General features: G+C 60.3%; 16 protein-coding genes. 9 read left to right on the forward strand and 7 right to left on the reverse strand.

The features are described 5' to 3' along the window. The first annotated feature begins 160 nt into the window (after positions 1–160). The gene (pqqU, locus tag F3I21_RS02140; protein ID WP_190286067.1) at positions 161–2,284 is read left to right on the forward strand and encodes a TonB-dependent receptor PqqU; all 2,124 of its coding nucleotides are present in this window, start codon (positions 161–163) and stop codon (positions 2,282–2,284) included. 35 nt (positions 2,285–2,319) lie between these two features. Here the strand turns inward: pqqU and F3I21_RS02145 are convergent, their stop codons facing one another. Next, positions 2,320–2,799, reverse strand: a complete 480-nt coding sequence (locus F3I21_RS02145) for a DM13 domain-containing protein (protein WP_132462629.1) — start codon at positions 2,797–2,799, stop codon at positions 2,320–2,322. Between the two features lie 416 nt (positions 2,800–3,215). Between F3I21_RS02145 and F3I21_RS02150 the strand changes: the two genes are divergently transcribed. Together F3I21_RS02150 and F3I21_RS02155 are read left to right on the forward strand one after the other, a co-directional pair. Further along, entirely contained in the window at positions 3,216–4,226 is a 1,011-nt protein-coding gene (locus F3I21_RS02150; protein ID WP_150058159.1) for a hypothetical protein, read from the forward strand. Beyond that, positions 4,227–4,625: a hypothetical protein gene (locus F3I21_RS02155; RefSeq protein WP_223815616.1), complete on the forward strand. Its 399-nt coding sequence runs from the start codon at positions 4,227–4,229 to the stop codon at positions 4,623–4,625. A gap of 146 nt (positions 4,626–4,771) precedes the next feature. On the opposite strand, the gene F3I21_RS02160 is transcribed toward F3I21_RS02155, so the two are convergent. From F3I21_RS02160 to F3I21_RS02170, 3 genes are all read right to left on the reverse strand, one after another. Then, positions 4,772–5,326, reverse strand: a complete 555-nt coding sequence (locus F3I21_RS02160) for an isochorismatase family protein (protein WP_150058161.1) — start codon at positions 5,324–5,326, stop codon at positions 4,772–4,774. Between the two features lie 16 nt (positions 5,327–5,342). Next, the gene (locus F3I21_RS02165; RefSeq protein ID WP_021506146.1) at positions 5,343–5,768 is read right to left on the reverse strand and encodes a MarR family winged helix-turn-helix transcriptional regulator; all 426 of its coding nucleotides are present in this window, start codon (positions 5,766–5,768) and stop codon (positions 5,343–5,345) included. Positions 5,769–5,865: 97 nt separating this feature from the next. Continuing rightward, positions 5,866–6,411, reverse strand: a complete 546-nt coding sequence (locus F3I21_RS02170) for a helix-turn-helix domain-containing protein (RefSeq protein ID WP_021506147.1) — start codon at positions 6,409–6,411, stop codon at positions 5,866–5,868. A 97-nt stretch (positions 6,412–6,508) separates the two neighbouring features. On the opposite strand from F3I21_RS02170, the gene F3I21_RS02175 reads away from it, so the two are divergent. From F3I21_RS02175 to F3I21_RS02190, 4 genes are all read left to right on the forward strand, one after another. After that, positions 6,509–7,687: a benzoate/H(+) symporter BenE family transporter gene (locus F3I21_RS02175; protein ID WP_021506148.1), complete on the forward strand. Its 1,179-nt coding sequence runs from the start codon at positions 6,509–6,511 to the stop codon at positions 7,685–7,687. Positions 7,688–7,840: 153 nt separating this feature from the next. Then, the gene (locus F3I21_RS02180; RefSeq protein ID WP_150058163.1) at positions 7,841–9,157 is read left to right on the forward strand and encodes an SrfA family protein; all 1,317 of its coding nucleotides are present in this window, start codon (positions 7,841–7,843) and stop codon (positions 9,155–9,157) included. 2 nt (positions 9,158–9,159) lie between these two features. Then, positions 9,160–12,132 (forward strand): virulence factor SrfB, encoded by a 2,973-nt coding sequence (locus F3I21_RS02185; RefSeq protein WP_021506150.1) that lies wholly within the window; start codon positions 9,160–9,162, stop codon positions 12,130–12,132. Continuing rightward, on the forward strand, positions 12,129–14,501 hold the full coding sequence (locus tag F3I21_RS02190; RefSeq protein WP_150058165.1) for a virulence factor SrfC family protein: 2,373 nt from the start codon (positions 12,129–12,131) through the stop codon (positions 14,499–14,501). Before F3I21_RS02185 ends, F3I21_RS02190 begins: the two co-directional genes overlap by 4 nt. Here F3I21_RS02190 and F3I21_RS02195 read toward each other — a convergent pair whose 3' ends face one another. From F3I21_RS02195 to F3I21_RS02205, 3 genes are all read right to left on the reverse strand, one after another. Further along, entirely contained in the window at positions 14,502–14,771 is a 270-nt protein-coding gene (locus F3I21_RS02195; RefSeq protein WP_150058167.1) for a barstar family protein, read from the reverse strand. 2 nt (positions 14,772–14,773) lie between these two features. Next, positions 14,774–15,208, reverse strand: a complete 435-nt coding sequence (locus tag F3I21_RS02200) for a ribonuclease domain-containing protein (protein ID WP_021506153.1) — start codon at positions 15,206–15,208, stop codon at positions 14,774–14,776. 87 nt (positions 15,209–15,295) lie between these two features. After that, on the reverse strand, positions 15,296–15,646 hold the full coding sequence (locus F3I21_RS02205; protein ID WP_021506154.1) for a helix-turn-helix domain-containing protein: 351 nt from the start codon (positions 15,644–15,646) through the stop codon (positions 15,296–15,298). Positions 15,647–15,938: 292 nt separating this feature from the next. Here F3I21_RS02205 and F3I21_RS02210 point away from each other — a divergent pair, with 292 nt between their 5' ends. Then, positions 15,939–17,093, forward strand: coding sequence for an efflux RND transporter periplasmic adaptor subunit (locus tag F3I21_RS02210; RefSeq protein WP_150058169.1), 1,155 nt, complete (start codon positions 15,939–15,941; stop codon positions 17,091–17,093). Between the two features lie 18 nt (positions 17,094–17,111). Continuing rightward, the gene (gene oqxB / locus F3I21_RS02215) at positions 17,112–20,267 is read left to right on the forward strand and encodes a multidrug efflux RND transporter permease subunit OqxB (protein ID WP_058758475.1); all 3,156 of its coding nucleotides are present in this window, start codon (positions 17,112–17,114) and stop codon (positions 20,265–20,267) included. Positions 20,268–20,393: the final 126 nt, after the last annotated feature.

Genomic DNA, 20,393 nt, shown 5'->3' on the forward strand with positions numbered 1-20,393 from the left:
TGACAGCCAGGCCAGAGGTGCGGTGAAAGGACATTTTTCATGCCACACTCAACAGGGTACCGCCCTACTATTAACGCTTTTCAAACCCGCGCTAAAACGATTAACATACGCGCGATAAATGTCCCGATTGGTTCATTTCACGTCTTTTACGGTTATTAAAATGAAAATTGCTCTTTTGCGACAGGCGCCGTTGCTGATGCTGCCTGCACTCCTGCCGCTGCCGCTCCTGGCGGCGGACAATGCCAGCAATACCCTGGTGGTGAGCGCCGCGCCTGCGGCCAGTGGACTCTCTGAGCTGGATACTCCGGCGGCGGTCAGCGTTGTCAGCGGCGACGATATGCGCCACGCCGCACCGCGCGTTAACCTGTCTGAAAACCTCACCAGCGTGCCCGGTCTGCAAATCCAGAACAGACAAAATTATGCACAGGATCTGCAGATTTCAGTGCGCGGCTTTGGTTCGCGTTCCACCTTCGGCCTGCGCGGCATTCGCCTGTACGTTGACGGCATTCCGGCCAGCATGCCGGATGGCCAGGGGCAAACCTCGAATATCGATATCGGTTCCATCGATCGCGTGGAAGTGCTGCGCGGCCCGTTCTCCGCGCTGTACGGCAACGCATCGGGCGGCGTGATCAATGTGGAAACCCAGCGCGGCCAGCAGCCGACTACGCTGGAAGCCAGCAGCTGGTACGGCAGCTACGGTAGCTGGCGCAACAGCGTGAAAGCGAGCGGTGCCACCGGTGATGGCAGCCATGCCGGCGATGTTAACTATACGGTGTCGGCTTCGCGCTTCACCACGCACGGCTATCGCGACCACAGCGCCGCGCAGAAGAACCTCGGCAATGCCAGACTGGGCGTGCGCATTGACGATGTCAGCACCCTGACACTGCTGTTCAACAGCGTTCACGTCGAGGCGCAGGATCCGGGCGGCCTGACGCCGGATCAGTGGCATGATAATCCGCGCCAGGTGGCCAGCAACGTCACGCTGTACAACGCGCGCAAAACCGTTGATCAGACCCAGGCGGGTCTGCACTACCAGCGCCAGATGAGCGACAACGACGATCTCAGCGTGATGCTCTATGCCGGTGAGCGCGAAACCACCCAGTATCAGTCCATCCCGCTGGCGACCCAGCTGAAAGCCGGCTATCCCGGTGGTGTCATTTCACTGGCGCGCCACTACCAGGGCATTGATACGCGCTGGACGCACCGCGCGACGCTGTTGACGCTGCCGGTGACCCTGACCGGCGGCCTCGACTATGAGACCATGAGCGAGAAGCGCAAAGGCTATCAGAACTTCACCCGCCGTGACGGCGCCACCGACTACGGCGTGCAGGGTGATCTGCGCCGCAACGAGCGCAACCTGATGTGGAACCTCGATCCCTATCTGCAGACCGCGTGGCAGCTGAGCGATCGCTGGTCGCTGGACGCCGGCGTGCGCTTCAGCACGGTCAATTTCGATGCTAACGACTATTACGTGACCGCCAGCGATCCGGATGACAGCGGTAATCGCCGCTACCACCGCTGGCTGCCTGCGGCTTCGCTCAAATACGCGATTGATGATGGCTGGAACGCCTATGTTTCCGCCGGTCGCGGCTTTGAAACGCCAACGCTCAATGAACTCTCCTACCGCGCGTCGGATCAGGCCGGGCTCAATCTCAACCTGCAGCCGGCCACCAGCAATACCGTGGAGCTCGGCAGCAAAAAACGCCTCGGCAACGGACTGCTGACCGCCGCGCTGTTTCAGACCGATACCAAAAACGAGATCGTGTCAGACAGCAGTTACGAAGGCCGCACCAGCTACAAAAACGCCGGTGAGACGCGCCGCCGTGGCCTGGAACTCGGACTCGATCAGCAGTTTGGCTATGACTGGCACCTGAAAGCCGCGTGGACGCTGCTTGACGCGCGCTACCGCAGTAACGCCTGCGGCAGTGACAGCTGTGACGGCAAGCGCATCCCCGGTATTGCACGCAATATGGCCTACGCCGGACTGGCTTACGCGCCGGAGCAAGGCTGGTATGCCGGCGGCGACCTGCGCTACCTGAGCGACATTACGGCCAACGACCAGAATGATGTCAAAGCGCCGGCGTATACGGTGGTGGGACTGAACAGCGGCTATAAATGGCTGGTGCAGAACTGGACGCTGGATCTGTTTGGCCGCGTGGATAATCTGCTCGATCGCCACTATATCGGCTCGGTCATCGTTAATGAGAGCAATGGGCGGTATTACGAACCCGCACCGGGGCGTAATTACAGCGTCGGCCTGACGCTGAGTTACGCTTTCCAGTAATCTAAAGCGGGCACCGGCGCACGTCGGTGCCTTATTCAGGTGCGATAACGTGCTGAACCGACAAATTTCGAAAATTGCTCACTCCAGATTTGTACGGCACAATATTCCTGCGGATCGATGCCCTCGGGCAGCGATTTAATAAAATCACCAAAGTTATTTAAATCGCCAATTAACGCCGACTGATGCTTTATTTGCAAAAATGAATGCTGATCAAACGCCTGAGTTTTGGTGAGGTAAATTTTATAGTGTGGCCCGGGGGCAATCTCCCCCTCAAAGGCGATAACATTTTCATTGAGATAGACCTTGCCGCTGGCCCAGTACAGCGCATCACTGCCCGGCTGATGGCGATCAAACTCACCGCTATATAGCGCCCGCTGTTTCGCCAGATCAACCTCCTTTTGCGTGGCATTCACTTCCGCGGTAATTAACGGTGACAGCACCAGACCTAAGGTAATACCGGTGCCCAGAAAAAACAGGCTGGCGATGAGATAAAGCACGTTTAATTTTTTTAGCATCCCTACCTCCCTGCAGCAGAATAGCGCTGTACTGCTCTGCCCGATCCTGCTGCTCACTGGTGTTAATAAAATCGTAAAGTCAGGCTAAATATTGGTTATCGTGTTGCTGTGCATACTGTGACAGTAACCAGCGCTGTTACAACCAATTCTCAACGGCAGCAGCGAAAGCGAGGCGCAGCAGAATAACCAGTGTCAGGGAGCCGCAAAGATAAGGGCCGGCAGCACCAGCCCTGGAGGGAAAAGATCAGTTCAGCAGCGCGAGGATTTCGTCAGTGGTGCCGGTTTCGCGTTTACGCATCTGAGCGCTCACACCACATTTGTTAGCCAACACATTTTGCGCCGAGCAATAGAATTACTTATATTGTTTGCTGCAGTCAGGCGTGCAGGATGTTAGTCAGGTAAGGGAGAAAGGATTCATGACACGTAACATCGCCCCGGGATATTGTGTTGTCGAACGCGCTGGATCACTGGAGTACCAGGCCAGAGAATTGTTTCGCGACACCCGTGCTCCAGCTGTATCTGTGTTTGTGCAGTTGAACGCTGACACGCCCTGGTTAAGGCCGGGACAGATATTAATCGTCGCCGATCCTGAAACTCAGGCTCCTCTGACGCTTCATGCCTTAACAGCATTGAGACAGGCTAAGCACAGAATTAACAATGCATTAATTGGCGTCAGTGTTAATGAAGCGGATTTTATGCAAAAACATTATGGCACTATTGCTGCATTAACGAGTGCCGGCAATCAGATTTTTGGTATCACAGGGGATGCCGGAGCAAAATATTTCAGTGCAATAGAGCAGACGTTGATAAAAATAGAGGCCAGTTATCAGAATCAGTTTCGCGCGCAGGGAACCCTCATTAGCCAGCAGTTCTTTGTTGAGCGCAATCAATTGCTGAATCAATTAAAAGAACTAGTCAATAAGCCTGTACTCAAAAACCTCTCTCGCTATACCATTAAATTCCAGCAGTACGAAAATATGAAACGAGCGCTAAACCTTTCAAGCCGCTCAATAGTACATGAGTGGTCGACTGTGGGTTTGGGAGGCATACCAGGCTATTCAACCTATGTCGGTAATGCCGCCAAAGCGGCACGTTTTCTTAAGATGGGCGGCTATGTGGGTATTGCGTTTTCTTTTGCCGGGGCGACGAATGATGTTATGAAGGCCTGTACGGTTGGACGTGAGGGTGAGTGCAGTAGATCTGCGTTTAGAGAGTATTCGAAATTTGGACTCTCAACCGCTGCGGGTATTGGTGCTGGCGCTGCAGGATCGGCGATTGGCCTGGGTTTTTGCACGGCTATCGGGATAGCCACGGCAGGAGTGGGAGGCGTTGCCTGCGCAGCGGTCGGTTCAGTTGCTGCTGGTTATGCAGCCGGGGAGTTTATGAACTGGGGTGTCGACGCTTTTTATAATCATATGGGCTTATAAATGACAATAAAATTTCTTGGCATATTTATCATTGGGCTATGTTTAGCCAGCTTCTTATTATCCATATTGATTTATGCTTATAACAGAAAGAAATATTACACGCTTTTGGAAGAGTTTCAAAAAAAACACGTATTCCCGGCCCCCTACTCATTTCATTGCCTTGTGGGTTTTTTTGGCGCTGCGCCCATGTCATATTTCTTTATGGGCATCATGAAAAAAAAGAAAGTTTTTTTCCTTAACCACGATAGTAGCGCATATGATTTTTTTGATAATAACAAGGGCAAATCTATCGGCTGGATATCTGCGCTTTATTACGCACATATCACCAGTTTCATCTGTGTTGTATTGATAGCCCTCCTGGGTGTTGCACTTGAGTTAAAAGCGAGGTTTTTTCCATAACAGGACCGATTTCTGATTCAGAACTGACGCAGCATTCCCGTAACAGGAGAATGCTTAACAGCAGGATGACATCTGCCAGAAGACGGTTGGCTGCGGCAGGAAAATATTGAGGACAGGGCCGGCAGCACCAGCCCTGAGGGAAAAGATCAGTTCAGCAGCGCGAGGATTTCGTCAGTGGTGCCGGTTTCGCCGAGGCGCGGGAAGATGCGCTCAATGCTGTTGTGGTGGGTTTCGGCGTTCAGGCAGCTCATCGCATCGGTCGCCAGCGTAACGTTGTAGCCCAGCTCGTATGCCTGACGCGCCGTGGATTCCACGCCGATACTGGTGGCAATCCCGCACACCACCACCTGCGTCACGCCACGCTGCTGCAGCTGCTGGTGCAGATCGGTATTGTGGAACGCGCCCCAGGTTTTTTTCGTTACGCTGATATCGCCCGGCTGCGGTGTCATTTGCGGCACCAGCATCGCCCAGTCTGCCGGCAGAGCAGCATCGTGACGCGGCTGCTGATTGCGGCCCGGCGCGCCGCCCGCCACGTTCACCAGCACCACCGGCAGCTGTTTCGCGCGAAACGCCTGCGTCAGCTGCGTGGCGCGTGCAATCACTTCATCCGGATGGCGCGGCGTAACCGGCAGGCGGACGATGCCGTGCTGCAGGTCGATGACAATCAGGGCGGTTTGGGCATCTAACGTGGTGACAGCCATGGTGAGTCCTCTCAAATTAGTGGTCAGCGAGTCGTTGCAGTAAGGGAATGGCGGCCAGCAGCGTTTGCTGCTCCTGCGGGCTGAGCAGGCTGCTGATGCTGTGCAGCAGCCAGTCGTCACGCTGGGCGCGATTGCTGGCGATGAGCTGCAGGCAGGCAGCGGTAGGCTGATAACGGGTTTTGCGGCCATCCTGCGCATCGGCCACGCCCTGTACCAGGCCCAGCGTCTGCAGGCTGGCGACCGTGGCACTCATTGACTGGCTGCGCACCCCTTCGCGCGCGGCCAGCTCGGTCACCGTCATTGCGCCGTCGCGCACCAGATACCCCAGCACGGAAACCTGCGGCCAGGTGAGATCGCCCGGCGGGGCCGATTCACGCAGGCGGCGCATCAGTTTGCCATTGATGCTGCGTAACGCGGCAGCGGCGCTAATCAGCTCGCTCATCGCCCTTCTCCTTTACTGATGAGACCGCAGTATATAAATACGCAGGTAAACTGTGTAGTTTGCCTTCGTATCAATTTGTAATTGCACATCCCGCCGCTCAGCTGCGCTGCAAATAGTGAATCAGGCTATGAAAGCGCAACGGGCTGGCCAGCGGATTGCGGTAGCTGTGCGGCTGATCGGCGGCGAACTGGCTGGCCTCGCCGGCCTGCAGGCGACGCCAGCTGCCCGCCATGCCCAGCAACAACTCACCTTCCAGCACCACCACCTGCTCAATCACCCCGCTTTCGTGCGCTGACGAATCGCTTTGCGCGCCCGCCGCCAGCGTCACTTCCAGTAGATCGAAGCGCAAACGCGCGTCATACGGCAGCAGCGGCTTCACCTGCATTTGTGCATTGGGCTGGCTGAAGGTCGCCACATCGCCCGACGGCTGCGCCCCGCTCTGCACAAAAAAGGAGAACGGCACATTAAAGCCGGTGGCGATTTTCCATAGCGTGGCGATCGTTGGACTCGACTCGCCGCGCTCAATCTGACCGAGCATAGCTTTACTCACGCCGGTGCGCGCCGCCGCCAGCGTCAGGCTCCAGCCATTGGCCTGACGCAGCTGCTTCAGCGCCTGGCTGAGATGTTGATGCAGATTTTCCATGAATTCTCCTGAAAAGCGGGCGCGCAGTCTACCACTTGTGCGCGCCATACCGCGCGTGCCACAATGTGCGTTATAACGCACAACAGGATGTGATTCCATGACCACTGCGACTGTTCGTCCGGCTTTTTCCTTTCCGATGTTGATTTCCGGCCTGATCGCCGTGCTGGTCGGCTACAGCAGCACCGCGGCGCTGATCTTCCAGGCGGCGCAGGCCGCAGGCGCCTCACCGGCGCAGATTGGCGGCTGGCTGTCGATGCTGGGCGTGGGCATGGGACTGGCGTCACTCGGCCTGTCGCTGTGGACGCGGATGCCGGTGCTCGCCGCCTGGTCGACGCCGGGTGCCGCGCTGCTGGCCACCAGCGTGCACGGCCTGACGCTGAATGAAGTGGTCGGGGTGTTTGTCGCGACCAATCTGCTAATTGTGCTGAGCGGCGTGACCGGCCTGTTTGCCCGGCTGATGAACCACATTCCCCAGTCGCTGGCGGCCGCGATGCTGGCGGGGATTCTGCTGCGTTTTGGCATCGGCACCTTCAGCGGCTTACAGGATCATTTTGCCCTGTGCGGCAGCATGTGTCTGGTGTGGCTGCTGGGCCGCCGCTGGCTGCCGCGTTATGCCATTCTGCTGGCGCTGGTGACGGGCGTGCTGGTGGCGCTGGGTCAGCGCGCCATCCACTTTCCGCCTCATGCGCTAACGCTGAGCGTGCCGGAATTTATCATGCCGCACTTTAATCCTGCCGCGCTGATTGGCGTCGGCTTGCCCTACTTCCTGGTGACCATGGCGTCGCAGAATGCGCCCGGTATTGCCACGCTGCAGGCGCATGGTTACCGGCCGCCGGTCTCCGCGCTCACCGGCTGGACCGGCCTGATCGCGCTACTGCTGTCGCCGTTCGGCGGCTTTTCGGTGTGTATTGCCGCCATCACCGCCGCGATCTGCATGGGCGATGATGTCGATCCGGACCCGGCGCGCCGCTGGGTGGCTTCCGCGCTGGCGGGCGTGTTCTATTTGCTGACCGGCTTTACCGGCGCGCTGATCGCCGTGATGCTCAGCGCATTGCCGCCGGTGCTGATCGCTACGCTGGCCGGTCTGGCACTGCTGGCCACGCTGGCGGGCAGCCTGCAGCGCGCGCTGGCGGAACCCGCGCAGCGCGACAGCGCCATCGTGGCATTTCTAATCACCGCCAGCGGCATCTCCCTGCTCGGCGTCGGCTCGGCGTTCTGGGGCCTGATCGGGGGCGTCCTCACCCATTTGCTGCTCAGCCCGCGCCGGAACGGTTAACATTTCATCACCCCGCGTACCGTGGGGGGAATAACGCCCTGTTTTCCCCCCTTTTTCCCCCGTTTGATTGCGGCGCATTTGGCTTAAGATCACTACCATCGCCCATCACACCCGATGTTTGGCTTCAGATAACCACCGATAAGGGCCCAACGAGTGGCAAAAACTTTTCTGCGCAGCGGCAATCTCGACGCGTTACTGGCACTGGGGGAGAACGGCCAGCCGGTCTGGGCTTCTGCCCTGCAAATTCGCGAAACGTTACGTTTGCGCCGCCAGACGACACTGGCCAACTGCCTCGCGATCCCGCAGGCCAACGAGCGCGGTGACCGCCTTGACTGGTACGCGCCATTCAGCGGCAAAGTGAAATCCTGGCTGGCGGCCAGCGATCGCGAAAAGCGTCAGGCTCTGGATCAGCTCACCCTTAATCAGCAGGATTTGCAGGCGCTCAGCCTGCGCGCCCGGGATGCCGACAATCCGGCGATGCGCCTGTTTGGGGCGCTGCTGGCGAAGACGCTGCAGTTTCCCGATCAGCAATACGTCTATCTGGTGGATGGCAAGCCGGTGATCACCTTCTGGGGCTTTGTCGACCCGCAGGCGCGCACGCGTGATGATGCGCTGGCCTGCCTGCGCGACAGCCTTGATGAAGAACTGCCGCCGCTGGTGGTGCCCGCGCCGGAGCCAGAAAGGGCTGCCGCGCCTGAACCGGTTGCGGCCCCCGTTGTGGCGGAGCCCGAGCCGGAACGGCTGGCGGAACCCGAACCACAGCCCGAACCCGCACCGCTGAGCGTTGTCGCCGACACGCCCGCGCGGAAGAAATCCGCACTGCGCCCGCTGCTGCTGGTGCTGCCTCTGGCCGCTGTCGCCGCAGCGGGCGTGGCCTTCTGGTTACACGACGCGCCGGTCCAGCCGGCAGAAACCGAAACCGCGCCTGTGGTCAGCGCCGCGCCCACGCTGGCCCCGGCGATGCTGGCGAAAGCACAGACGCTGGCCACCACGCTGCCGCACAGCAGTGCGACGGTGACGCCTGCGCCGGCACCGGCTGCCCCACCGGCACCGCCGGAGGTCGAAGCGGAACATACCGAACCGGCCAAAGCGGACGATCTGGTGATGACCGCCGATGACGCGCGCCTCGGCTCGGTGAAATTTATCAATGGTACCTGGCGCGTGACGCTGCGTCAGACCAATCTGCCGACCGGCAAGCCGCCGAGCCTGCGCTATCAGATCCGCAACGGTAAAGGCAGCGCAGTGATTACCCAGGGCGACAATATTCGCTGTAAAGCCGATGTCACCGCCGCCATGACCAGCGCCGGCACCATGGTAGTGCGCAGCCGCTATACTGCCAGCTGCAGCGATAAATCACGCTATCGCATGCCGGAGCTGGTGTGCAAAGCCGGTGATGGCATTGCCAGCTGTACGGCGCAGTATGGCGCCGATCAGGTGTTCCCGTTGACGATTAAGCGTGAGAGTAAGTAACCATGTTGGCTCCCCTGATTGATGACAAACAGAAAATCACGCTGATCGAAGACAGCGGTGTGCAGTTTCTTGATTTTGGTCTGCGCCTGCCCGCGCTACAGGCGCGGCGGCAGTTTGTGCGCCAGACCGCCAACGGCCCGCTGCTGCGTCTCAACGTTGATGGCAACAGCGGCAAGTTTCTGCTCTATCCGCAGGATGGCGGTGCCGCTGAGGTGGTGCGTCCGGAAACCGATATCGCGCTGGCCGATTCCCTGACGCTGCTGGCCGGGCAGTGGCTGCCGCTGCCGGTGCTGCGCTGTTCCAGTGGCCGTCGTTTCATCGGTGGCCCGGATAACTGGGCGCGTCTGCGCCTTGCGCCGCTCAGCCAGCCCGACGCGGCGGGCAATACCCATCGCATCACCCTCGCCTTCGATACGCGCCTGGTGGCCGACACGGACGGCGGTGAGCAGCTGGGGTTGAGCAAAGCCGATGCGCAGAACGGCGTCAGCTTTGCGCTGGCGTGGCACAACTATGAACTGGGCGAGTTCCTCGACCTCACCTGGGTTGACGGCTGGCTGCGCGAGACGTTCAGCCAGCAGGTGTATGCGCTGGAATCACGCCGCGAGCAGGAAGTAAACCAGGCGCTGCGCGAATTTGAATATCAGGCGCACTATCTCAACGTGCTGGAACTGCTGGGCGAACAGCTCGATCTGGCAGAAATCACTATCCAGGCGGCCTCACCGCAAACGCCGGCGGTCAACGTGGATATCATTCTCGACGTCGGCAACTCACACACCTGCGGCATTCTGGTGGAAGATCACCCCGAAGAGAGCAACGGCCTGCGCCAGACCTATGAGCTGCAGCTGCGCGATCTGTCGCAGCCGCACCAGGTCTACAACGAGCTGTTCGACAGCCGACTGGAGTTTGCCGAAACGCACTTTGGCAAAGCCAACTTCTCGCTGGAGAGCGGTCGTGAAAACGCGTTTATGTGGCCCTCACTGACCCGCGTCGGTCGCGAAGCCAGCCGCCTGGCGCTGCAGCGCGCCGGCACTGAGGGCAGCACCGGCCTCTCCAGCCCGCGCCGCTACTTATGGGACGAAGCGCGTTATCAGCCAGGCTGGCGCTTCAACGCCAGCGGCGGCAGCGACGAGCCGCAGGCCACCGCGCTGCCGTTTACCCTGTTGCTCAACGATGAGGGGCAGCCGCTGCATGCCCTGCCGGAAGATGACCGCCTGCCGGTGTTTTCTGCCAGCTACAGCCGCAGCTCGCTGATGACCTTTATGCTGTGTGAACTGCTGGCGCAGGCCATGATGCAGATGAACAGCGTGGCCCAGCGCCAGCGTATGCCGCAAAGCCAGGCGCCGCGCCAGCTGCGTCATGTGATCCTGACGCTGCCGTCGGCCATGCCGAAGCCGGAGCGGGAAATTTTCCGTCGCCGCATGCAGGAAGCCATCGCGCTGGTGTGGAAAGCCGAAGGCTGGCATCCGGCCGACGCCGCGTTTGACGCCGCCAGCCAGGCACACAGCCTGCGGCCGGTGCCGGATGTGCAGATGGAGTGGGATGAAGCCACCTGCGGTCAGATGGTGTGGCTGTTTAACGAAACCCAGGTGAATTTTGCCGGTCGCGCGGAAGATTTCTTCAGCAGCATGGCGCGCCCGGATCGCCCGCGCGAAGCGGATGAGCTGCCGGGCAAAAGCCTGCGCATCGCCTCGATTGATATCGGCGGCGGCACCACCGACCTCGCCATCACCCAGTATCGTCTGGATGATGGTCAGGGCAACAACGTGAAAATCACCCCGCGTCTGCTGTTCCGGGAAGGGTTTAAAGTGGCCGGCGATGACATTCTGCTGGACGTGATTCAGCTGTGGATCCTGCCGGCGCTACAGCAGAGCCTGCAAAAAGCCGGCCTGGCGCTGGCGGAACCACTGATGAACAAGCTGTTTGGGCACGACAGCCGTATGGACGGTCAGGCCACGTTGCGCCAGCAGGTCACCCTGCAGCTGTTTATTCCGCTGGCGCAGGCGGTGCTGGAACGCTATGAAAACTGGAATCCACTCGACAGCCACAGCGAAATTAACGCGCTGTTTGGCGAGCTGGTGCCGCAGAAGCCAGCCAGTAGCGTGCTGGCGTTTGTCAACGGAGAGATTCAGCGCACGCTCGGCGGCGACAGCCGTTTCGATCTGCTTGACGTGCCGCTGGTGGTGAGCATGGCGCAGCTGCATGCTGAGTTCCTGCAGCACCGGATGGCGATCATCCCGGCGCTGCGCGCCATGTGCGAAGTGGTTTCCCTCTATCAGTGCGATGTGCTGCTGCTGACCGGTCGCCCGTCGCGCTTCCCGGGCATTCAGGCGCTGGTGCGTCATTTGCAGCCGCTGCCAGGCAGCCGCATTTTGTCGCTGGAGGGGTATCACACCAGCGACTGGTATCCGTTCAACAAACAGGGACGCATTGATAACCCGAAATCCACCGCGGCGGTCGGTGCCATGCTGTGTCTGCTGGCACTCGATCTGCGTCTCAGCAGCTTCTGGTTCCGCGCCGGCGATTTTGAACCCTACTCGACCATTCGCTATCTTGGCGTACTGGATGAAAACGCCACGCTGAGCGATGACAATCTGTGCTACAGCGAGATTGATCTCGACAGCCACAGCTTCGCGCTGGACCGTAAAAGCAGCTTCCGCATTCGCGGTAACGTCTGCCTCGGTTTCCGCCAGCTGGAGAACGACCGCTGGCCGGCGACACCGCTCTACAGCCTGAGCATTACCGATCCGCAACTGGCGCGCCAGGTAGCGGGCGAAAGCGTGCTGCGCATCAGGCTGGCGGTACAACCGGGACCGGATAACCTCGGCCCGGAGCGGCTGGTACTGAGCGAGGCGCGCATGGACGATGGCACGCGCGTGCCGCTGGAGCAACTGAGTCTGAAACTGAATACGCTGTCGGCCACCGGCAACGCCAATGCGCAATACTGGATCGACAGCGGGAGCGTGTGTAAACGATGAGAACTGCCAAAAAAGCCACGCCGGCGACGCCTGCTAAACGCCTGGGCCTGCTGCAGGAGACGGTTGACGGCGCGCTGAACTGGGTGGAGAGCCACCAGGCGCACTCGCCGCGTCTGGCGCTGGAAGCCGATACGCTGCGGCTCCAGCTGCGGCGCGCCCGCGTTGAAAGCCACGCGCTGGCGCGACAGCTGGCGCGGCCGGTCACCCTGGCGCTGTTTGGTCAGTCGCAGGCGGGTAAAGCCTGGCTGCTGAGTGAAATGGTCGGCGACGCGCAGGGCCAGCTGATCGCCCGTCTCGGCGACAAAACCCTGAACTATTTTCAGCACATCAATCCCGGCAATCTCGATTTTGCCATCGCCACCCGTTTCAGCCATCAGCGTGAAGCGCAGTCAGGCGCGTGGCCGCTGGAGATGACGCTGCTGAGCGAAGCCGAGCTGATTCGTCTGATGCTGGCCGGTGCCAGCGCGGACACCCAGCCGGACAGCGCGGCGATTGATGCCGCGCTGCAGCGCCTGCAGCGCCATCGCCAGAGCGAGATGCAGCCCGGCCTCGACAGCGACGCGCTGGTGACGCTGTGGGCGTGGCATCGCCGCCAGCCCGACCACGCCGAGGTGCTGGACCGTCATTTCTGGCCGCAGGCGATTGAGCTGGCACCGTGGCTCAACGTAGACGACCGCGTGCAGCTGTTTGCGCTGCTGTGGCCGCAGCGTCCGGCGCTGAATGAAACCCTGCGCAGCCTGCTGCATCTGCGCCATCAGCTGCGGCACGCGCCGCGTGTGCTGGCACCGCTCAGCCTGCTGGTGGATGACGCCTCGCTGCCCGCTGAAAAGCTCATCGGCCATGACGCCGACCTGAACGAATTGATTGAAGTGTGTCCGGTTGTCGCCAACCGCGTGGGCAAACCGCAGTCAGTACCGCTCGGCTGGCTGGCGCTGCTGACGCTGGAAATCACCCTCCCGCTCAGTTCGACGCCGCGTCAGGCGCTGTATGACGACGCCGATATGCTGGAACTGCCCGCACCGGGCACGCCCGCCGACCGCGATCAGCAGGACGAGCGCGCAAGGTTGCAGGCGCGTGATGCGCTGCGCGCCACTCTGCTGGAACAGAAACGTGCCCTGCTGCCGGGCTTCTATGCCGCGCGTCAGGGCATCGATTTAATGCTGATTTGTACCGCCGCCAGCCAGCGTCAGGATGCGGATCTCGCCGCCAGCGCGCTGCGCGAGTGGCAACTGCAGCAGAGCGCGACGGCCAGCGCAGACAAGCCGCGCCTGATTTGGGCGATTACGCCGCACGATGCGCGCTATCAGCAGTCGCAAATCAACGTCGATGAAGCGGTACAGCGGCAGATTGGTCAGCCTGGCCAGAGCTGGGGCTCCATGCTGGCGCGCGATCGCGCCGGTGTCGACCGCATGAGTAGCTGGCTGCAGGATGAGATGCAGCCGGAGGCACGGCGCGACCGGCTGGCGCTGCAGCTCAGCACGCTGCAGCAGAAACTGGTGGAGCGTCTGCAGCCGTGGACCGAAGCCAGCGCCACGCCGGAACAGGCCGCGCGGAAACAGGCCATCGCCGATACGCTGCTGAAGTGTTTACAGCATCGCACCGGCCTGCACGGCGAGCTGCTTGAGCGTCTGCAGCCGTCGCGCGAGGCGGTGCGCCAGCTGTGGCTGAGTCAGAGCCACGGCAGCACGCCGTCCACCGGCGGCCAGCCAGCCGCGGTGGAGCAGAGCTATTTTGGTATTGGTTTTGAGTTTGACCTGTTTAACGATGAGCCGGTAACCACCGCCGAACCGCGCAGCAGCAGCGGCCAGCGCGATCAGCAGTTTCCCCAGCAGGTGTTCGCGCTGTGGCTGGCGCACCTGCGTCAGCTGCCGGAGAGCCAGAGCCTGCTGGCGCTGCTCAACGTTGATAAGCCAACGCTGGAACTGCTGGTGGAGGAGCTCATCACTGCCAGCTTCCGTCTGCAGGTGCTGAGCAAACTGCAAAGCGCGCTCAACGAAACAGAGACGCAGGCCAGTGCCCATGAAGCGCGCACCGATCGCCAGGTGTCGCGTGCCATGACGGTGCTGGGTGACTTTGTCGCCTGGCTTGGCTTCCTGCAGCGGGATGAACGTGAACGGCCGCAGAGTCGCGTCAATCGCGGCAGCCCGATTTTCGCCCGCCCGCCGGCGCCCAGCGTCAGCTTTTCGTCAGGCCAGCGTCTGACGCGGCTGTCTGCCGCACCGGCTAACCACACCGCCTATTACATTTATGACTGGCTGGTGGGGTTAAATTCGCTGATCGTCGAGAATAACGGCTACACCGGCGGCGGCGATTTGCCGGCCAGCGCACGCCAGACGCTGGCGATTATGCTGCTGCCGCTGCACGCGTAGTCAGTGTGTAATCAGGCGCAGCTCGCCCGCCAGCTGCTGCGCCGCCTCTTCCAGCAGCGCCAGCACCGGGGCAAACTCCGCGCTGGTGCTGACCTCGGCGACATGCTGCAAATGCAGCGTTGCCGGCAGCGCCATACCGCCGGTCAGCCAGTCCCACAGCGCATCCAGATTGTAGCCAAAGCGTTCACCGCAGCCGCTCTGTTCGACCAGCGCCTGATAAAAGGCCTGGCGCGTACCCAGCGTGCGAAAATCAAAATGGAGTGTCAGCATAGTCAGGGTACCGGCGTGAAGCTGCGATAGTGATCGGTGGTGAGAAAGATCAGTCCATCAGAAGAGTAAAGCAGACGATCGGCATCGCGGTGGCCGCAGTCGTAATTGACGTCCGCTTCATACCACTGCCGTCCCGCCTGCATCGGCAGCCGCCGTTCGCGGTTACTGAAGCGGTCGCCGCCAATCGCGCGCCCCGGCAACACCTCACACAGGTTCCCCTGCGCCGGGTTCCAGCCCTGACGACGTGCCGCACTTTTGGTGAGATAAAAATCAGGCAAACGGTGATGCTGCTGCAGCCAGCGCGCCACGCGATGTGCATCGGTCAGTTGCGCAATATCCGTCTGTTTTTCTGGCGCAGTACCGCTCAGATGGGGCTTCAGCCCGATCCAGCAAACCACCAGCGCAAACAGTAATCCAATCCAGAGTTTTTTCGACATAGTGACATCCTGAAAAGCAGGACGCCGATAATAGCAGGTTTCAGGCGGGGAAAAACGCGGGCCAGCATGGCTGGCCCTGGCGGAGGTTTACTGCTGCATCGCGCTCGGGGTGTGCGCGGCGTGACGACGCCATGCGCCCGGTGCCACGCCATACTGGCGCTTGAAGCTGCGGTTAAACGACTGCTGTGAATCGAAGCCCAGCGAAATCGCCACGTTGAGGATCGGTTCGTTGGTGGTGGTCAGGCGGTCGGCCGATTTTTTCAGCTTCTTAGCCCGGATGTACTCACCAAGCGGATAGCCGGTGTGCTCTTTGAACATACGCTGCAGGTGCCACTTCGAATAGCCGGCGCGCCCCGCTACGGTGTCCAGATCCAGACGTGCTTCAATGTTGTTATCAATCCAGTCGATCAGATCGTGAATAAAAGCGTCGCTCATCATCCCATTCTCTCCCGTCGCCATGGCGAACAGTATCAGTATCAGTTGCAATTACACTTTAAGGGTGACTGACTATCGCACTTAATGCAAGTTTTATTATTGCATTAAATGCCGCACTCGCCGTAGGGGCTTTCGCTACCTGTTACGAATTGATCAAAACCGCACATAAAGTGTATCAGATATTCTTGCAGATGCAGTTCGCCCAAGCCTACACTCCTGTGGTTTTAATGCAATCTTAAAAGTTGCAGATTTTTCGTACGTCTCCTTTCTTTTTCACCAACGCGGAATAACAACAATGCATCTGCAAACATATGGGGTTCGTCGGGCCGTAAGCCTGTCAGGAGTGATGTTGCTGGGAAGCCTGCTGACCGGTTGTGATCGCGGTGTGGCGCAAAATGCGCCGCCGCCTCCGCCCGAAGTGAGTGTCGCGCAGGTGGTGCAACAAAAAGTCAGCCAGTGGGATAGCTTCAATGGCCGCATTGAAGCGGTGCAAAGCGTGCAGCTGCGTCCGCGCGTTTCGGGCTACATCGATCAGGTTAACTATCGCGAAGGCGATGAGGTGAAGAAAGGTCAGGTGCTGTTTACCATTGATGACCGCACCTACCGCGCCACGCTGGAGCAGGCGCAGGCCGAACTGGCCAGCGCGCGTAGCCAGGCGGCGCTGGCCCGCAGCGAGTCGGCCCGTACCGACAAGCTGATCGGCACCCAGGTAGTGTCGCGCGAAGAGTGGGAACAGCGGCGTTCGACCGCCAGTCAGGCGCAGGCCAGCGTGCTGGCCGCCCAGGCGGCAGTCGATATGGCGCAGCTGAACCTCGACTTTACCCGCGTCACCGCGCCGATTGATGGTCGCGCCAGCCGGGCGATGATCACCACCGGTAACCTGGTGACCGCCGGCGACAGCGCCAGCGTTCTCACCACGCTGGTTTCGCAGGACCGCATGTATGTCTACTTTGACGTCGACGAAGCGATTTATCTGCAGTACCAGGCGATGGCGCGTCAGGGCCAGAACCGCGGTTCGCTGCCGGTAGAGATTGCGCTGACCGGCGAACAGGGCTATCCGCACCGCGGCACTGTCGATTTTCTCGATAACCAGCTGACCGCCAGCACCGGCACCATTCGCATGCGCGCCACGCTCGACAATCAGCAGCGTCAGTTTACCCCAGGCCTGTTTGCCCGCGTGCGGCTGCCGGGCAGCGCAGAATTCAACGCGCTGCTGGTCGACGACCGCGCGGTACTGACCGACCAGGATCGTAAATATGTTTACGTGGTTGATGCGCAGGGCAAAGCCGAACGCCGCGATGTTCAGCTGGGCGATCTGGCTAACGGCCTGCGTATTGTGCAGCAGGGTCTGAAGCCAGGTGACAAGGTGATTGTCAACGGTCTGCAGAAAGTGTTCATGCCCGGTATGCCGGTAAAAGCGCAGCCGGTGGCCATGCGCTCCGCTCAATAATAATCGAGACTGCCCGTTATGGATTTCTCCCGCTTTTTTATCGACCGACCGATTTTCGCCGCGGTGCTGTCGATTTTGATATTTACCACCGGACTGATCGCCATTCCGCTGTTGCCGATCAGTGAATACCCCAACGTGGTACCACCCAGCGTGCAGGTGCGCGCAGAATATCCCGGTGCCAACCCCAAAGTGATTGCTGATTCGGTGGCAACGCCGCTGGAAGAAGCGATCAACGGGGTGGAAAACATGATGTACATGAAGTCGGTGGCCGGCTCAGATGGCGTGCTGGTTACCACCGTGACCTTCCGCCCGGGGACCGATCCCGATCAGGCGCAGGTCCAGGTGCAAAACCGCGTGGCGCAGGCTGAAGCGCGTCTGCCGGAAGAGGTGCGTCAGCTCGGCCTGACCACCCAGAAGCAGTCACCTACCCTGACGCTGGTAGTGCATCTGTTCTCGCCCCACGGCAAGTACGATTCGCTCTATCTGCGTAACTACGCCACGCTGAAGGTGAAAGATGAGCTGGCGCGCCTGCCGGGCGTCGGCCAGATTCAGATCTTCGGTGCCGGTGACTACGCGATGCGCGTCTGGCTCGACCCGAACAAAGTGGCGGCGCGCGGCATGACCGCCGGCGACGTGGTCAGCGCCATGCAGGAGCAGAACGTGCAGGTTTCTGCCGGGCAGCTGGGCGCTGAGCCGACGAAGAAAGAGAGCGATTTCCTGCTGTCGATCAACACCCAGGGGCGGCTGGAAGATGAGGCGCAGTTTGGCAACATCATCCTGAAAACCGCCGACGACGGCACGCTGGTGCGCCTGCGTGACGTAGCGCGCATCGAGATGGGCTCCGGCAGCTATGCCCTGCGTTCGCAGTTGAACAACAAGGATGCGGTCGGTATCGGTATCTTCCAGTCGCCGGGCGCAAACGCCATCGACCTGTCGAATGCGGTACGCGCCAAGATGGCTGAGCTGGCAACGCGCTTCCCGGATGACGTGCAGTGGGCCGCGCCTTATGACCCGACGGTGTTCGTGCGTGACTCGATCCGCGCCGTGGTCCAGACGCTGTTCGAAGCCATCGTGCTGGTGGTGCTGGTGGTGATTCTGTTCCTGCAGACGTGGCGCGCCTCGATCATCCCGCTGCTGGCCGTGCCGGTGTCGGTGGTCGGTACGTTCAGCGTGCTCTACCTGCTGGGCTTTTCGCTCAATACCCTGAGTCTGTTCGGGCTGGTGCTGGCGATTGGTATCGTGGTCGATGACGCCATCGTGGTGGTGGAGAACGTCGAGCGTAACATTGAACAGGGCTTAACACCGGTGGCGGCGGCTCACCAGGCGATGCGCGAGGTCTCCGGGCCGATTATCGCGATCGCGCTGGTGCTGTGTGCAGTATTTGTGCCGATGGCCTTCCTCTCCGGCGTAACCGGTCAGTTCTATAAGCAGTTTGCCGTGACCATTGCGATTTCGACGGTGATTTCGGCAATTAACTCGCTGACGCTCTCTCCGGCGCTGGCGGCGAAACTGCTGAAGGCGCACGGTGCGCCGAAGGACCTGCCGACGCGCCTGATCGATCGCCTGCTGGGCTGGGTGTTCCGGCCGTTTAACCGCTTCTTCCAGCGCAGCTCAGACGGCTATGAATCGATGGTCGGCAAAACCCTGCGCCGGCGCGGTGCGGTGTTTGGCGTGTACGTGCTGCTGCTGGCCGGTGCCGGCTTCATGTTCCATACCGTGCCAGGTGGGTTTATTCCGACGCAGGATAAGCTGTACCTGATTGGTGGCGTGAAGATGCCGGAAGGCTCATCGCTGGCGCGTACCGATGAAGTGATTCGTAAGATGAGCGAAATCGGCATGAACACCGAAGGCGTGGCCTACTCCGTCGCCTTCCCCGGCCTGAATGCGCTGCAGTTCACCAATACGCCGAATACCGGCACGGTGTTCTTCGGTCTGAAACCATTCAGCGAGCGCAGCCGCACTGCGGCGGAAATTAATGCTGAGATCAACGCGAAAATTTCCAAAATTCAGCAGGGCTTCGGTTTCTCCATCATGCCACCGCCGATCCTCGGTCTGGGCCAGGGATCGGGCTATTCGCTGTATGTGCAGGACCGTGCGGGCCTGGGCTATGGTGCACTGCAAACCGCGATTAATACCCTGTCCGGTGCGGTGATGCAGACGCCTGGCATGATGTTCCCGATCTCCTCCTATCAGGCCAACGTGCCGCAGCTGGATGTGCAGGTCGATCGCGACAAAGCCAAAGCACAGGGGGTATCGCTGACCGATCTGTTCACGACGCTGCAGGTGTATCTGGGTTCGTCTTACGTCAACGACTTCAACAAGTTTGGTCGTACCTGGCGCGTGATGGCGCAGGCTGACGGGGATTTCCGCGACAGCGTGCAGGATATCGCGAACCTGCGTACCCGCAACGATCGTGGTGAGATGGTACCGATTGGCAGCATGGTGAACATCACCACCACCTACGGTCCGGACCCGGTGATTCGCTATAACGGCTATCCGGCGGCCGACCTGATTGGCGATGCCGATCCGCGCGTGCTCTCTTCTGCGCAGGCGATGGAAAAACTTGAGGCGATGTCCAGCCAGGTGCTGCCGAACGGCATGAATATTGAATGGACCGACCTGAGCTATCAGCAGGCAACCCAGGGCAACACCGCGTTTATCGTGTTCCCGGTGGCGGTGCTGCTGGCGTTCCTGGTACTGGCGGCGCTGTATGAGAGCTGGACGCTGCCGCTGGCGGTGATCCTGATCGTACCGGTGACGATGCTCTCCGCACTGGTGGGCGTGTGGCTGACCGGCGGCGATAACAACGTGTTTGTCCAGGTCGGTCTGGTGGTGCTAATGGGGCTGGCATGTAAGAACGCCATCCTGATCGTCGAATTCGCCCGTGAACTGGAGATGCAGGGCAAAGGGATTGTGGAGTCGGCGCTGGAAGCCTGTCGCCTGCGTCTGCGCCCTATCGTTATGACCTCCATCGCCTTTATCGCCGGCACCGTGCCGCTGATTCTGGGCGAAGGTGCGGGTGCCGAAGTGCGTGGCGTCACCGGTATCACCGTGTTCTCGGGCATGCTGGGGGTTACGCTGTTTGGCCTGTTCCTGACGCCGGTGTTCTACGTGACGCTGCGTAAGCTGGTGACGCGCAAGCAGCAGCCGGCGGTGGAAACGCAGACGGTATAAACGCTAAGGAGTAAAACCCATCCGGGCCATCGTGCCCGGATTTTTTTGCCTGACGCAACATGACGATGTTACACAGCAACAGCGCGCCTCTGCGCCAGAGCACAGCAGCGTGATTTCACAGGATTT

This window comes from Pantoea sp. B_9, from assembly GCF_008632015.1.
GTDB lineage: Bacteria > Pseudomonadota > Gammaproteobacteria > Enterobacterales > Enterobacteriaceae > Pantoea > Pantoea dispersa.